This window comes from Amylibacter sp. SFDW26 (assembly GCF_009184395.1).
In the GTDB taxonomy this organism is placed as follows: Bacteria; Pseudomonadota; Alphaproteobacteria; order Rhodobacterales; family Rhodobacteraceae; genus Amylibacter.
In genome coordinates, this window is sequence record NZ_WEIC01000005.1 from 41,521 (window position 1) to 55,312 (window position 13,792).

Genomic DNA, 13,792 nt, shown 5'->3' on the forward strand with positions numbered 1-13,792 from the left:
GGTCACATTATGAAACGTTATTCTGCTTTTGCTATCGCCCGTGAAGCTATGCGTCACCACACTGGTTGGGAACGCGCATGGAAATCGCCTGAGCCAAAGAAAGAATATGATGTTGTGATCATTGGCGCTGGCGGGCACGGTTTGGCAACCGCATTCTATCTTGGCAAAAACTTTGGCATCACCAATGTTGCCGTGATTGAAAAAGGCTGGTTGGGCGGTGGTAACACAGGTCGAAACACAACAATCATTCGCTCGAATTATCTACAAGACGAGTCTGCGGCGATCTTTGAAAAAGCCCGTTCTTTGTACGAAACAATGAGCAAAGACTTGAATTATAACGTCATGTTCTCCCCACGCGGTGTGATCATGTTGGCACAAACAGAATCCGAAATTCGCGGCTATAAACGCACAGCACATGCAAACAATCTGCAAGGTGTCGCAACGCAATATATAGACGCGCAAAAAGTCAAAGAGCTTTGCCCAATCATCGAACTTTCTGGCCCACGCTATCCTGTTTTGGGTGGTCTTTGGCAACCACGTGGCGGCACAGCACGCCATGATGCGGTGGCTTGGGGCTATGCGCGCGCCTGTTCTGACATGGGTATGGATATCATCCAACAATGCGAAGTCACGGGCATCACCCGTAAGAATGGCAAGGTAACAGGTGTTGAAACCGCCAAAGGCTATATCAAAACAAAAAAACTTGGCATCGTTGTGGCTGGTAACTCTGGTCACCTGGCTGACATGGCTGGCTTCCGCCTGCCAGTTGAATCTGTAGCGCTTCAAGCGATGGTATCAGAGCCGATTAAGCCTTGCATGGATGTTGTCATCATGGCGAACACAGTGCACGGTTACCTGTCCCAATCCGATAAGGGCGAAATGGTTATCGGCGGTGGTACAGATGTATTCAACAACTACACACAGCGCGGCAGTTTCCACCACATTGAGGAAACAGTACGCGCCCTTGTTCAAACCTTTCCAATGTTGTCGCGCCTGAAGATGCTGCGCCAATGGGGTGGTATCGTGGATATGACAGGGGATCGTTCTGCGATTATCTCAAAAACACCCCTTGGTAACTGTTTTATCAATTGCGGTTGGGGCACAGGTGGCTTTAAAACAATTCCGGGCTCAGGTTGGGCCATGGCAGAATTAATGGCGGACGGTGAACCGCGTGCACTGGCTGCACCGTTCACGCTGGACCGTTTCAAAGAAGGTCGATTTATCGACGAAAGCGTAGCAGCGGGAGTAGCTCACTAATGACAACACTAATTAAAACAATCGTAACAAGTTCAATTCTTTCATGTGTTGCCTTACCTGTCGTTGCCCAAAATGTTGAGGTCTTTGAAAAAGCCGAAAACTATAATGTGATGCAGGTTGCTGCGTCGAAAGTCTGTTTTGCTGTTCATGCAGGTAAATCAGAAGATGGTTCCGATTTCACATATGCCACATATAAAACTTTGGACAACGACCGTTGGCAGGTCGCGGGTTATACTGACGATAATAAAATCACATCCAAAAGCGATCTGTTGTTCATCAAGTTTGATGGTCGCAATCTAATGGCCCGCGCCGTTGATTTCAGCCGCAGTGATTTTGTTTTACCATTCACAGAAGACAACGACCTAAAAGGTTTTGATGCAGGTGTCACAACTGCAAAAACCATGTCGTTTGTTTTCAAAAATACAAATGACACAATGAACATCGATCTAGACATTATTCGCGCAGCTCGTGCCAGCGTAGATACATGCCTAGAAGGTATCAAATAACACTAAAGGGTCGGTATTAGAATGGCGTAAATGTCATACGTCAATCATACGCGGATCATACGTAAGTCATACGCTCATAATTGAGGCTCAAAATGTTACTGTTAAATTGTCCATGTTGCGGCATTGATGCCGATGAAACAGAATTAGAAGCAGGTGGTGAGGCCCATATCACTCGCCACGGCGCTGGTGCATCTGACGATGATTTTGAGACGTATATGTTCATGCGTAAAAATCCAAAAGGTGTACATTTTGAACGTTGGCGTCATGCCTATGGCTGTGGAAAATGGTTCCATGCAGCACGTTGCACAATGACATTGGAAGTGTTTGGGACTTATTCGGCACAAACGCTGGAGCCACCCAAAGCATTGATCAACAAAATCAAAAAGAAGCGCCCTGATTGGGAAGGATTTGTGAAATGAGCACACGTTTACAATCCGGCGGCCGTTTGATCGACCGCACAAAACAAATTGAATTCAACTGGAATGGGAAACGTCTGAACGGATTTCAGGGCGATACTTTAGCATCTGCCCTTTTAGCCAATGACCAAATGCTTATGGGCCGTTCATTCAAATATCACCGCCCACGCGGTGTGGTTGCAGCAGGTCCAGAAGAACCAAATGCGCTGATGGGCACAGGCGAAGACGGTCGTTTTGAACCAAACCAGCGCGCTACAACAACTGAGATATATCAAGGGCTTAAGTCCCACTCTCAGAACCATTGGCCATCGCTAGAGTTTGATGTTGGTGCTATTAACACCAAGCTATCTCGCTTCTTCCCAGCTGGATTTTACTACAAGACTTTCATGGCACCGAGCTTTGCTTGGAAACATGTGTTCGAGCCGATCATCCGCAAATCCGCAGGTTTGGGTAAAGCCCCAACACATAAAGACGAAGACAGCTATGAGTACTTTTATGCTCACGTAGATGTCGTGGTTGCTGGCGGCGGTATAGCAGGTTTGCAAGCCGCCCTGACAGCGGGTCAAGCAGGCGCCACAGTTCTTTTGATGGAACAAGCTGTCGACTATGGTGGTCGTGCGATTACAGACGGCGTGACAATCGGCGGCAAACCAGCCGCAGCATGGATCAAATCCACATTGGCCGCTTTAAAGAAACTGCCAAACGTCCAAATGCGCACTCGCATGATGGCTGCTGGTGTTTATGATCACGGTTATCTGTTGGGTTATGAACGGCTTACAGATCACATGGGCCCTTCTGATGGTCCGCGCCAGCGCTTATGGCGCATCCGCGCAAAACGTATTGTCACAGCAACAGGCGCCATTGAACGCCCGCTTAGCTTTGCTGGCAATGATATCCCAGGTGTGATGCTTGCAGGTGCCGTGCGTGATTATATCGCTGATTACGGCGTCAGCGTTGGCGATCGCACAGTTGTTGTCACCAACAACGATGATGGCTACCGCACAGCGATTGCACTGCATGAAGCAGGTCTAAACGTTCCTTGCATTATTGACCCTCGCGGTGATTTGGACGGTGAACTGCCTGCAAAAGCCATCGCTTTGGGTATCCGTGTTGAAAACAAATCTGCCATCGGCAAAGTCAAAGGCGGCAAACGCGTTGAAGCTGTTACACTTTGCGCCCAAGCGGGCGAAGGCGCCACATTAGAAGAAATTAAATGCGATGCCGTTGCTATGTCTGGCGGCTGGTCACCTGTGGTGCACCTCTGGTCACACTGCGGTGGCAAACTGAACTGGGATGCAGATACAGCGATGTTCCGCCCTGACCCAGCGCGCCCACCTTTGGGTGCTGATGGAACTGGCTTCGTAATTGCAACGGGCACAGCCAACGGTCATCTTGATGCAGCGGCTGCTCTCAAAGATGGTCATGCAGCAGGCATGACCGCGGCCAAGGAAGTGGGCTATAAGCCCGCGCGTGCGGCCGCACCCCTAGCTGCAAGCGAACGCGAGGCTGCAATGATGCCTGTATGGTCTATGCCACAAGGCGCAAGTTACGAGCTTAAGTCTAAGACATTCCTTGATTACCAAAACGATGTCAAAGTCAGTGATGTGCGCCTTGCCGCGCAAGAAGGCTATGAAAGTGTGGAACATACGAAGCGTTATACAACGTTAGGTATGGCAACAGACCAAGGTAAATTGTCAAACATCAACGGTTTAGCAGTCCTAGCTGACAGCCTGAACGCTGATATCCCAAATGTCGGCACAACAACATTCCGCCCGCCCTATCACCCTATTTCATTGGGATCGATTGCAGGGGATGCACATAATGAATTGTTTAAGCCAATCCGCAAAACACCTATGCATCAATGGATTGATGAAAACGGTGGCGATTGGGAACCTGTTGCAGATTGGCGTCGCCCCTATTGTTATAAACAAGGCAGCGAAAGTGTTGAAGACGCAGTCACACGCGAAATTCTGAACACACGTGAAAACTGTGGACTGTTGGATGCATCTACGCTTGGTAAGATCATCGTCAAAGGGCCTGATGCGGGTAAATTCCTAGATATGATGTACACCAATATGATGAGTACATTGAAAGTCGGGCATTGCCGTTATGGTTTGATGTGTTCTGAGAATGGGTTCTTATCAGATGACGGTGTTGTTGCGCGTTTGGATGAAAACACATTCCTATGCCACACGACCTCTGGTGGTTCCGACCGCATTCACGCCCATATGGAAGAGTGGTTGCAAACCGAATGGTGGGATTGGAAAGTTTATACAGCCAATACCACAGAACAATATGCGCAAATCGCTGTTGTTGGACCAAATGCTCGCAAAGTATTGGAAAAGTTGGGCGGTATGGATGTTTCCGCCGAAGCATTACCATTCATGACCTTTAAAGACGGCGAATTGGGCGGCATCAAAGCCCGCCCTTACCGCATCTCATTCTCTGGTGAATTGTCATACGAGATTGCCGTACCAGCATCCCAAGGCCAAGCGTTTTGGGATATGTGCATGGAAGCGGGTAAAGAGTTTGGCATTCAACCCTATGGCACCGAATGTCTTCACGTGATGCGCGCTGAAAAAGGCTTTATCATGATCGGTGATGAAACCGATGGTACGGTTATTCCACAGGATTTGGGTTTGAATTGGGCTATTTCAAAGAAGAAAGAAGACTTCTTGGGCAAGCGTGGTCAACAAAGATCGCATATGACTGACCCGAACCGTTGGAAACTTGTTGGGCTGAAAACGGTTGATCCTGCAAAAGTCATTCCAGATGGCGCATATGCTGTTGATGGCACAATGCGTGAAAATGGCATGCACAATATGATCGGTCGCGTGACATCGACGTATTTCTCACCGACCTTAAATCACTCTATTGCTATGGGTTTGGTTTTGAATGGCCCTGACCGAATGGGTGAAGTGATCGATTTCCCGACAATCGGCGGCGAAAGCATCAAAGCAGAAATTTGTGATCCAGTATTCTTGGATAAAGAAGGGGCACGTCAAAATGTCTAATGCTGTCAGCGCAATGAACGGCGCATCGTTCAAAGGGTCTGTAACGATCAAAGACACAGGCCTACAAGGTATGATCACCCTACGTGGCGATTTCAAATCTGCCGTCGTTGCCAAAGCTCTTAAAACAGCAACGGGTACTGCTATGCCTGAAACAGGGCAAATTTTGCACAGTGCAAAAGGGTCTGCGGCATGGATGTCGCCTGATGAGTTACTCTTACTCGTGGATTACACCAAAGTAGACGCCATTATTGCTAAGCTGGATAAGGCCCTATCTGGCGAACATGCATTGGTTATAAATGTATCTGATGCCCGTGCCATGTTTGAAATCAAAGGTGCTGCCACACGCGATATCCTCGCCAAAGGTAGCCCTGCGGATATGAGCAAAGAAGGCTTACCTGTGGGTGTTATGCGTCGCAGCCGCTTGGGGCAACTTGCTGTTGCTTTTTGGATGGACGATGAAAAGACGGCACACATGGTTTGCTTCCGCTCAGTTGGTGAACACGTCTTTATGTGGTTAAAAAATGCCTCAGAAAAAGGCAGTTTGCCCAAATACTACACATAATCGCATAACTGTTACAATTACATATGCGCTTAACGCATAGCGGTTTTGCGACATTGTCTGATGAAAATGTCGCTTTTAGCTCCTATATTCTAATCATGGAAGCGAAGGAGCACCAAATGACTAACCTAGACACAAAAATCGACTATGTAGCAATTGAAGCGACAGCACGCAAACTACGCGCAGAAGCAATGCAAAATGCTGGCACACAGTTTGTGGCTTGGATCAAATCATTCAAGTTGTCCCCAAAGCTACGTTTTGCGCATTAAGCAAAACCTGCTCTAATGAGAGTGTTTTGATTTCACATCGAGACCCTATAGAGTAATCGAATGGCCGCTGCTTTTGCTGCGGCTTTTTCATTTTTGAATTTGTCAAATCTGCCCAATTTAATTCAAATTGGCACAATTCAGCCCTTATTCGGCGCAAAATCTTCTTAATATTACCTCTGAATCCCCTCACGCCTTACCAAAATCAAACACATTCAGGCGCAATAAAGAGACCATAAAATAAATCCACGCAACAAAGCGAAGGAAGAAAAAATGAAAATGGTCTTGAAAACAAAAATCGCAAAATACATCGCAGGTATCGCGTTGGCATTGTCAGTAACAGCGTGTGCAAGCACACAAGCGCCTACTAAAAATGCAATCAATGCATCACCAGCACAAACAATCGAAGCACAACAACCTGTATATAAGGTTGAGCAATTAAGCGTAACAATCCCAGAAGAACTAACAGTATCAGAAGCTAACACATTCGTTCCACGTGCAGATATCGTGTGGCGCGAAGATCCTCGCGGTAATCGCAAACACCAAGTACAAGCCATCATGGCGAACGCAATAGCAGAAGGCGTATCGCAAGTGGCAGAAGGCCAACCTGTAACAATGGAAGTACGTGTAAACCTATTCCATGCAGTTACAGAAAAAGCGCGCTACACAGTAGGTGGAAAACATAACATCAACTTTGATTACCTTTTACGTGACGTAAACACTGGTTTACCAGTTGCAGAAATAAAAAACATTGATGCATCTTTCAAAGCGCACGGCGGCAGAAAAGCCGTAGCAGCAGAACAACGCGGCGAAACACAAAAAGTTCGTATCACACAGCGTGTACGTGACATTATGTACAAAGAAATGATCGGCAATACAGAAAGCTGATCTCTCAAGACTTTTCCCGAAAGACCAAACTTAAGGTGGCCTGAATATCGGTCACCTTTTTTTGTGGGTTTCCGAAACTTATGAAACCCGCTACTAGCGGTGCTATGACAGACAGCATTTATCCCACAATCCGCCTCCTTCCTAAAATGAATGCCCAAAAGATACGTTTTGGTTTTCCTTGGGTGTTTTCAAATGAATTAGTTATGGACAGGCGCACACGCAAGTTACCCTCTGGTAGCTTTGTGAATGTGGTTGATAGCAATGCGCATTTTCTTGGGATTTGTGCCTTTAATGCGGATTCCAAAATCGTTGCCCGTTTCATGGATCGTAAGGCTGAGCAAGTGATTGATCGTGATTGGTTGCGTGGCAAACTTATAAACGCCGCTGCATTACGCGACCGTTTATATGATGCTCCATTCTATCGTTTGGTACATGCTGAAGCTGATGGTTTACCAGGTGTCATTATCGACCGCTTTGGTGACACGGCAGTGTTACAGCCAAACGCCAGTTGGGCAGAGAATATGTTGGATGATTTCGTGGCTGTCCTAACGGATGATCTGAATATCAAAACAGTGATTAAGAATGCTTCAGGACGTGCCCGTAAATTAGAAGGGTTAGACGAAGATAATGCCGTACTTGTAGGTACTGTAGATGGTGTAATCCCTGTTTCCATGAACGGTGCTACATTTATGGCCGACGTTGAAGGTGGTCAGAAAACAGGTTTGTTCTTTGATCAACGTCCAAACCATGCATTTGCAGCTGGTTTAGCAAAAGATTTGCGTGTTTTAGATGTATTTTCTCATGTCGGTGGGTTTTCTTTGACTTGTTTGGCGCATGGTGCATCCGAAGTCACAGCTTTAGATGGATCAGAAGCGGCATTGGAATTAGCATCCCAAGGTGCCGCAGCAACGGGTGTTTCGGATAAGTTCAATACATTGCGCGGCGATGCGTTTGATAAAATGAAAGAATTGATTGATGCAGGCGAAAAATATGATCTTGTGATCTGTGATCCGCCAGCATTTGCGCCAAATAAAACAGCACTAAAGGCTGGTTTGCGCGCCTATGAACGCGTCGCGCGCTATGGCAGCCAGTTGGTTGCACCAAATGGATATCTCGGCCTGTGTTCATGCTCACACGCAGCGGATATTCAAAGTTTCCGCACAGCATCCCTAGCAGGCATTGGGAAATCTGGGCGTTCTGCACAAATCTTACATACAGGATTTGCAGGCGCTGATCATCCAACACATGCAAGCCTTGGTGAAAGCGCTTATCTAAAAGCTATATTCTTTAGGTTAGATTAATGCGCATCGTTTTAGATGCTTGTGTTTTATATCCCACCGTTATGCGTGAGGTCCTTTTAGGGGCTGCAAAGAAAGGGGCATTCGATCCTATCTGGTCTGCGCGATTACTAGAAGAATGGCGTCGTGCTGCTGTGCGGCATGGAAAAGATCAAGCACAAGTAGCAGGTGTTGAGATTGCATTACTCAAAGCGAATTGGCCAAAGGCAGAGATTGCATCAGTTCACGTTGAAAATCTTTGGTTACCAGATGAAAATGATATTCATGTTTTGGAAACAGCAATCACGGCGGAAGCTGGTGCAATTTTGACTGTAAACATTAAAGATTTTCCAACACGGGTTTTATCCAATCATAGTATTTTACGCCGTGATCCCGATAACTTTTTGGTTGAGTTCGCACAAGAGCACCCTAATGCGATGATCGATGTTGCAAATGAAATCAAACACGCTGCCGAACTACACTCAGGCGAACCCAAAGATATCCGAAAGCTGCTAAAACGCACAGGTTTGCCGCGTCTAGGCAAACTTCTAGCTACGCAATCCTAACACCTCTTCAATCAGGTTGCCTTGTGATCCTAATATTTTCAAAGAACCAACATCTGATAAGGATCGTTTTTCCAAAGACGACATCGTGCGTAGTTTTCGACCTGCAGTACGTTTCAGTATCTTCATGATATCCAAAACATTTGCGTCCACTAATACTTTATGCCCCAAGTTTTTCATAACGCGCCGCAGTTCAAAATCATCTGCAGCAATAGAGCCAAACGGCCAACCCTCAAAACCCCGTTCTGAACTTCGCGTCATCAACCGCACCTTTACGGAATGGTGTAATTTATTCGACGCAACCCGCTTCATGGTTTCAGCAACTTGAGCTGCCCCGCCTTCAAGTACATGCAAATAATACCAATCGTCGTAATAAAGATAACTTGTTACACCGCATTGGGCGTTTTTAGGGGTAGAATGCGCTGTGATCTGCGCAATATCATGCGGCTTTATCCGCATCCGCGATTTACTTTGGTATATCGTTTGAACAAACATACATAACACCTCTTCTATTAACCATCAGCTATAGAAGGAGAGCCTTAAAAACTTGTGAAAATTTAGCTAAACATTCCAACGATCTTCAAGTTTTTTGATCGCATCAATACGATCAGCCGTTTTAGGGTGGCTCATCAGCCATGCCATAGGCTGACCAGATGCACCGACAAGAGCTTCTAATTTGGTGAACAGGCTTTTTTGAGCGCCTGTCCCGATCCCAGCTTTTGTGAGTAATGCAGCCGCATAAGCATCTGCTTCGTATTCATCTGAACGTGATAATCGCGCAGCCAGCATTGTTGTTAAAAAGTTGGCAATATAAACGCCAAGACCCGGGATAATTCGCCCCAAAATCATACTGAGGGCAACGCGAATAGCATTTTGCCCTGAAAAATCCACCATACGTCTGCGCGAATGCCCCAATGCCACATGCCCCAATTCATGCGCGATGACACTGGCAATCTCATCTGCTGTTACTTCGCCAGATCTAAACTTATTCACAAAGCCACGAGTGATGAAAATACGACCATCAGGTGCAGCCAACCCATTTACTGGTTCTATTTCATACACGAAGACTTTGATTTTTTCTAAATCCAAAGCTTGTGCCAATTGGTCCATGATTGGTTGCAACATGGGGTCAACCAAAAGCGTGGACTTTTCATCCAACTCCGAACGCAACCGCCATGCAGACAGGCGGTACATTACAACCGCATAGATTATAGCCAAAAGGATGGGTGTGAATTTTAACATAGATTTGATATGGGGTCGAAAGAGGTGCTTAGCAAGTCACTTATTATAATTCACCTTGGCCAGGGACGGGTTTGATCAAGCCACGCTCATTCAACCACGGATTAACCTTTTGAGCACGACGTAGGAATATTTGCGCAATATCATTACGGCCCTGTTTAATAAAAACCAAACCTTTACCAGCCAACGCACCAAAATGTTGGGGTTCTAATTCTAATGTACGGTCTAAACTGTCTGAGGATGCTTCAAGTTTATCTTGCAAGAAATACGCAAATGCCAATTGGTTATGACCTTCTGCATAATCTGGGCAATAATCCACTAAACGTGCGAATGCATCTTCTGCTGCAATGTAATCGGAAATGCGTAGGCGTGATAACCCTGTATCCAGCAATTCTTGCGCTGTTTCATCTGGAGCTTGTTGCCAAAACATCCACATTCCAGCAATAGACGCTTGGCCTTTGCGGTAAGTATCGGCATCTTTTAGGTTCTGCAAAAGCATAGCACGTTCATCATTACGATCAGCAATCTCAGAGCAGGCATAAGCCGTGTTTACACATAGAACTAAAGGGATCATAAGCCATTTCATAGGACGATGCTGCCAGCGCCATACCATTTCTGTCAAGTAACAGCTTAGCGACCCAATTCTTTCATGGCAGCTTCGATCCCTTTTAAGGTCATACCAAACATTCTATCCTCAAATATCTGGCGGATCATTTGGATGGAGTGTGTATAGCTCCATGCATCTTCGCGTACTGGATTAATCCATATGTGGTCAGGCCAGTGTTCGCGTGCACGTTCCAGCCAGATTTGCCCTGCTTCTGGATTATAATGTTCATTCGCACCGCCCACATAAGCCACTTCGTAAGGTGACATGCTGGCATCCCCTACAAAAATGCATTTGTAGTCTTTCCCATAGGTGCGCAGAACATCCCATGTTGGAATTTGTTCTGTCCAACGGCGTTTGTTATCTTTCCAAACGCCTTCGTACAGACAGTTGTGGAAATAGAAATATTCCAAATGTTTAAATTCTGTTCGCGATGCCGAAAACAATTCTTCGATCACTTTGATATATGGATCCATCGATCCGCCCACATCAAAAAACATCAATACCTTAACAGCATTGCGCCGCTCAGGGCGGGTTTTCACATCCAAGTATCCGTTTTCAGCAGTGGCTTGAACGGTGCCAGATAAATCCAACTCTTCATCAGCCCCATCTCGCGCCCAACGGCGCAAACGTTTCAAAGCTACTTTGATATTCCGCGTGCCCAGTTCCACGCTATCATCCAAATTACGGAACTCGCGCTTATCCCAAACTTTCACAGCCTTTTGGTGACGGCTTTCATTTTGACCGATCCGAATGCCTTCTGGATTATATCCATAGGCACCAAAGGGGGACGTACCAGCAGTACCAATCCACTTGCTGCCACCTTGGTGACGTTTTTCTTGTTCCTCGATACGTTTTTTCAACGTTTCCATAAGTTTATCAAAACCACCCAGGCTTTCGACCTGAGCCATTTCTTCTTTGCTTAGATGTTTTTCAGCAAGTTTTTTGATCCAATCTTGTGGCACATCTACGGTTTTTATAACATCTTCGAATGTGACATTTTCCAAACCTTGGAATGTCTTTGAAAACGCTAGGTCAAACTTATCTAAGTTGCGCTCATCTTTAACCAGACAAGTGCGTGCAAGAAAATAGAACTGATCAATATCGTAGGTCGTAAGGCTCGCTTGCATTGCTTCCAATAATGTCAGGTATTCGCGCAGTGATACTGGTATCTTCGCATCTTTTAAATTTGCGAAGAGTGGTAATAGCATAACTTATACCCAACCTTGCCAATCAAATGCGATGGATAAAAACATACCCAGTATGAAAAAAGCTATGCCGTGTGCAAATCCATATTGCAGCATATCTAATGTGGACCCTTGTTTTCTATAGGATCGGAATGCACCAACCAACAAACCAAGAAAAAACGCAGGAACCATAATCATTTTAGAAGCCTTTCGTGGACACCCTTGGACGTAAGGACGCAACTAGGTCTAGACGTTTAGTTATATCTGAACGGGTTGCAAGGCCATAGTGCCCCCAACTGATTGCTTCGCGTCGCAACGTCTTTGCATCGCCAAAGCGACCTAAGCCTTCATAAACTTCGGCTTTCATTGCCAAGAGACTGAACAGCAAAGATCCATTTTGCGACTTTTGAGCAACCGGCAATGATTCATTGATGAATTTCAATGCCGCGTCGTAATGGCCGGCAGATAATGCCAATGAAGCCATTTGTACTGAAACCTGTGCAGTGTGAATATCTGATGTGCCAAATAAAGTTCTAAAGATTGAGTAAGCGCGCGCGAAATCACTAGCAGCTGTTTTTGGGTCAGGTCCTAATGATACTTGTGCGCGTGCATAATGTGCAAAACCTAAACGATGATCACGGTAACCATTATCCTGTGCAATCTTCACGGCATCAAATGCAGCATTGCGACGTTTGTCCGAACTTGCTTTTGGACCAAGAGCCACTTCAATAGCTCTCACCCAAGCTTTGCTCGTCTTTTGCAGTCTCGCAGCTGGCAGTGATTGGCCAATTGGATTCAAACGTGCCAATAAATCTGGTAAAATAGCTGCAACCTCATGACGAGACATACCATTGCGCAATTCAGGCGAATAATACGTGCGTAGAATCAACATGTCGTAAGGCGTTAATGTTATATGGAAATTATCATCATTGAATACACTATCAGGCAAACGGTAAAGATCATTAACAGGCCCTAAAGCTTGTGCAATTTCCTCGTGCAAGCAGTCCCGAGCTTCTTGGGGTGCCACATCATTTGGCATAAACACAGTCAGGTTTTTACGCTCACTCAAGCGTGTCCAATCCAGTTTGTTCTTAAAGCGATTACGACGGTAATCAGACCAGCTTGATACATTCGGAACAACAAAACAAGCAGCTGTGGGTATCACACTTTGCAATTGGCGTTTTGGGATTGTTTCAATATGAATATTGGCATCTGATCCAGAAACGCGGCGAACATCCAAACCCGCCTCAGATTTAAGGCGTGTAATAAGCAGTTCTAAGTCGCGAACAACATGTTTTGGTGCAGTCCCATTGATGCCAATAGAAATTGGGCCGGAAAACTTCGTAAGAGTTGAAAGTTTTTGTCCGCTTTCCAAGGCAAAACTTAAATCGAGAAACTCTTGAGCAATATCAACATTAGATTTCTGCACGCTGCGAATTGCCACTTCATTTGGGAAGCTACGCATTGTTGTAGACGATACAAGTTCTGAAGAATTTCGACTAACCTCTGAGGGGGCGGTCGCGGTACATCCCATAAGGGCCATTAAAGATAGTGGTAATAAAATACGTTTCATACTGGTTACACTTATACTTGATACTTAATAAACGACGTTCGCGTGGCCACTTTATCATACAAAACCTGCGCCTGCGCATTGTCCGTAGACGTTAACCAATAGACTGAGGCAACATTATGTTCAGAACCGTGTTTTTCTACAGCTTTAATGAGTTTTTTACCTATGCTTAATCCCCTGTGGGTAGAATCCACATATAAGTCATTTAAATAGATGCGCTCTTCAATATCCCAAAAAGATTTATGATAGAGAAAATTCACCAATCCGACGGCTTTCCCATCCTGAAACGCCAATGCAGAATACATAGATTCATTTGGGTCTATGATACGGTCCCACGTTTTTTCATAAACTTCTGGCGGACGAGATGTTTCGTAAAACGTCAGATACGCCTCCCAAAGGGCGGACCAATCTGCTTTATCCTCTGCCTCAACCAGCCTGATGTCCAT

16 protein-coding genes are annotated in these 13,792 nt (G+C 45.7%); 9 read left to right on the top strand and 7 right to left on the bottom strand.

Annotated elements, in window-relative coordinates:
* The first annotated feature begins 9 nt into the window (after positions 1–9).
* The 9 genes from F9L33_RS13345 to F9L33_RS13380 all read left to right on the top strand — a co-directional run bounded on the left by F9L33_RS13345 (position 10) and on the right by F9L33_RS13380 (position 8,749).
* Positions 10–1,257, top strand: coding sequence for a sarcosine oxidase subunit beta family protein (locus F9L33_RS13345; RefSeq protein WP_152143302.1), 1,248 nt, complete (start codon positions 10–12; stop codon positions 1,255–1,257).
* Positions 1,257–1,763, top strand: a complete 507-nt coding sequence (locus tag F9L33_RS13350; RefSeq protein ID WP_152143303.1) for a hypothetical protein — start codon at positions 1,257–1,259, stop codon at positions 1,761–1,763. The genes F9L33_RS13345 and F9L33_RS13350 overlap by 1 nt, the downstream gene beginning before the upstream one ends.
* A 92-nt stretch (positions 1,764–1,855) precedes the next feature.
* A complete protein-coding gene (locus F9L33_RS13355; RefSeq protein WP_152143304.1) occupies positions 1,856–2,182 on the top strand; it encodes a sarcosine oxidase subunit delta in 327 nt (108 codons plus the stop codon).
* Positions 2,179–5,193, top strand: a complete 3,015-nt coding sequence (locus tag F9L33_RS13360; RefSeq protein WP_152143305.1) for a sarcosine oxidase subunit alpha family protein — start codon at positions 2,179–2,181, stop codon at positions 5,191–5,193. The genes F9L33_RS13355 and F9L33_RS13360 overlap by 4 nt, the downstream gene beginning before the upstream one ends.
* Complete coding sequence (locus tag F9L33_RS13365) at positions 5,186–5,755, top strand: sarcosine oxidase subunit gamma (protein WP_152143306.1); 570 nt, start codon at positions 5,186–5,188, stop codon at positions 5,753–5,755. The genes F9L33_RS13360 and F9L33_RS13365 overlap by 8 nt, the downstream gene beginning before the upstream one ends.
* A 116-nt stretch (positions 5,756–5,871) precedes the next feature.
* Positions 5,872–6,021, top strand: a complete 150-nt coding sequence (locus F9L33_RS15815; RefSeq protein ID WP_193222051.1) for an RSP_7527 family protein — start codon at positions 5,872–5,874, stop codon at positions 6,019–6,021.
* A 270-nt stretch (positions 6,022–6,291) separates the two neighbouring features.
* Positions 6,292–6,906: a DUF6778 family protein gene (locus tag F9L33_RS13370; protein WP_152143307.1), complete on the top strand. Its 615-nt coding sequence runs from the start codon at positions 6,292–6,294 to the stop codon at positions 6,904–6,906.
* 80 nt (positions 6,907–6,986) lie between these two features.
* Complete coding sequence (locus tag F9L33_RS13375) at positions 6,987–8,207, top strand: RSP_2647 family RNA methyltransferase (RefSeq protein WP_226804139.1); 1,221 nt, start codon at positions 6,987–6,989, stop codon at positions 8,205–8,207.
* Positions 8,207–8,749, top strand: a complete 543-nt coding sequence (locus F9L33_RS13380; RefSeq protein ID WP_152143308.1) for an RSP_2648 family PIN domain-containing protein — start codon at positions 8,207–8,209, stop codon at positions 8,747–8,749. The genes F9L33_RS13375 and F9L33_RS13380 overlap by 1 nt, the downstream gene beginning before the upstream one ends.
* On the opposite strand, the gene F9L33_RS13385 is transcribed toward F9L33_RS13380, so the two are convergent.
* From F9L33_RS13385 to F9L33_RS13410, 7 genes are all read right to left on the bottom strand, one after another.
* On the bottom strand, positions 8,732–9,241 hold the full coding sequence (locus tag F9L33_RS13385) for a BLUF domain-containing protein (protein ID WP_152143309.1): 510 nt from the start codon (positions 9,239–9,241) through the stop codon (positions 8,732–8,734). The two genes, F9L33_RS13380 and F9L33_RS13385, sit on opposite strands and share 18 nt — an antisense overlap.
* A gap of 66 nt (positions 9,242–9,307) precedes the next feature.
* Entirely contained in the window at positions 9,308–9,988 is a 681-nt protein-coding gene (locus F9L33_RS13390) for a M48 family metallopeptidase (RefSeq protein WP_152143310.1), read from the bottom strand.
* Positions 9,989–10,031: 43 nt separating this feature from the next.
* Positions 10,032–10,559, bottom strand: a complete 528-nt coding sequence (locus tag F9L33_RS13395) for a hypothetical protein (RefSeq protein ID WP_226804140.1) — start codon at positions 10,557–10,559, stop codon at positions 10,032–10,034.
* Positions 10,560–10,615: 56 nt separating this feature from the next.
* Positions 10,616–11,800 (bottom strand): VWA domain-containing protein, encoded by a 1,185-nt coding sequence (locus F9L33_RS13400; protein ID WP_152143312.1) that lies wholly within the window; start codon positions 11,798–11,800, stop codon positions 10,616–10,618.
* A gap of 3 nt (positions 11,801–11,803) precedes the next feature.
* On the bottom strand, positions 11,804–11,974 hold the full coding sequence (locus F9L33_RS15820) for a hypothetical protein (protein WP_193222052.1): 171 nt from the start codon (positions 11,972–11,974) through the stop codon (positions 11,804–11,806).
* A gap of 1 nt (position 11,975) precedes the next feature.
* Positions 11,976–13,349, bottom strand: a complete 1,374-nt coding sequence (locus F9L33_RS13405) for a DUF2927 domain-containing protein (protein ID WP_152143313.1) — start codon at positions 13,347–13,349, stop codon at positions 11,976–11,978.
* Positions 13,350–13,360: 11 nt separating this feature from the next.
* A complete protein-coding gene (locus tag F9L33_RS13410) occupies positions 13,361–13,792 on the bottom strand; it encodes a GNAT family N-acetyltransferase (protein ID WP_152143314.1) in 432 nt (143 codons plus the stop codon).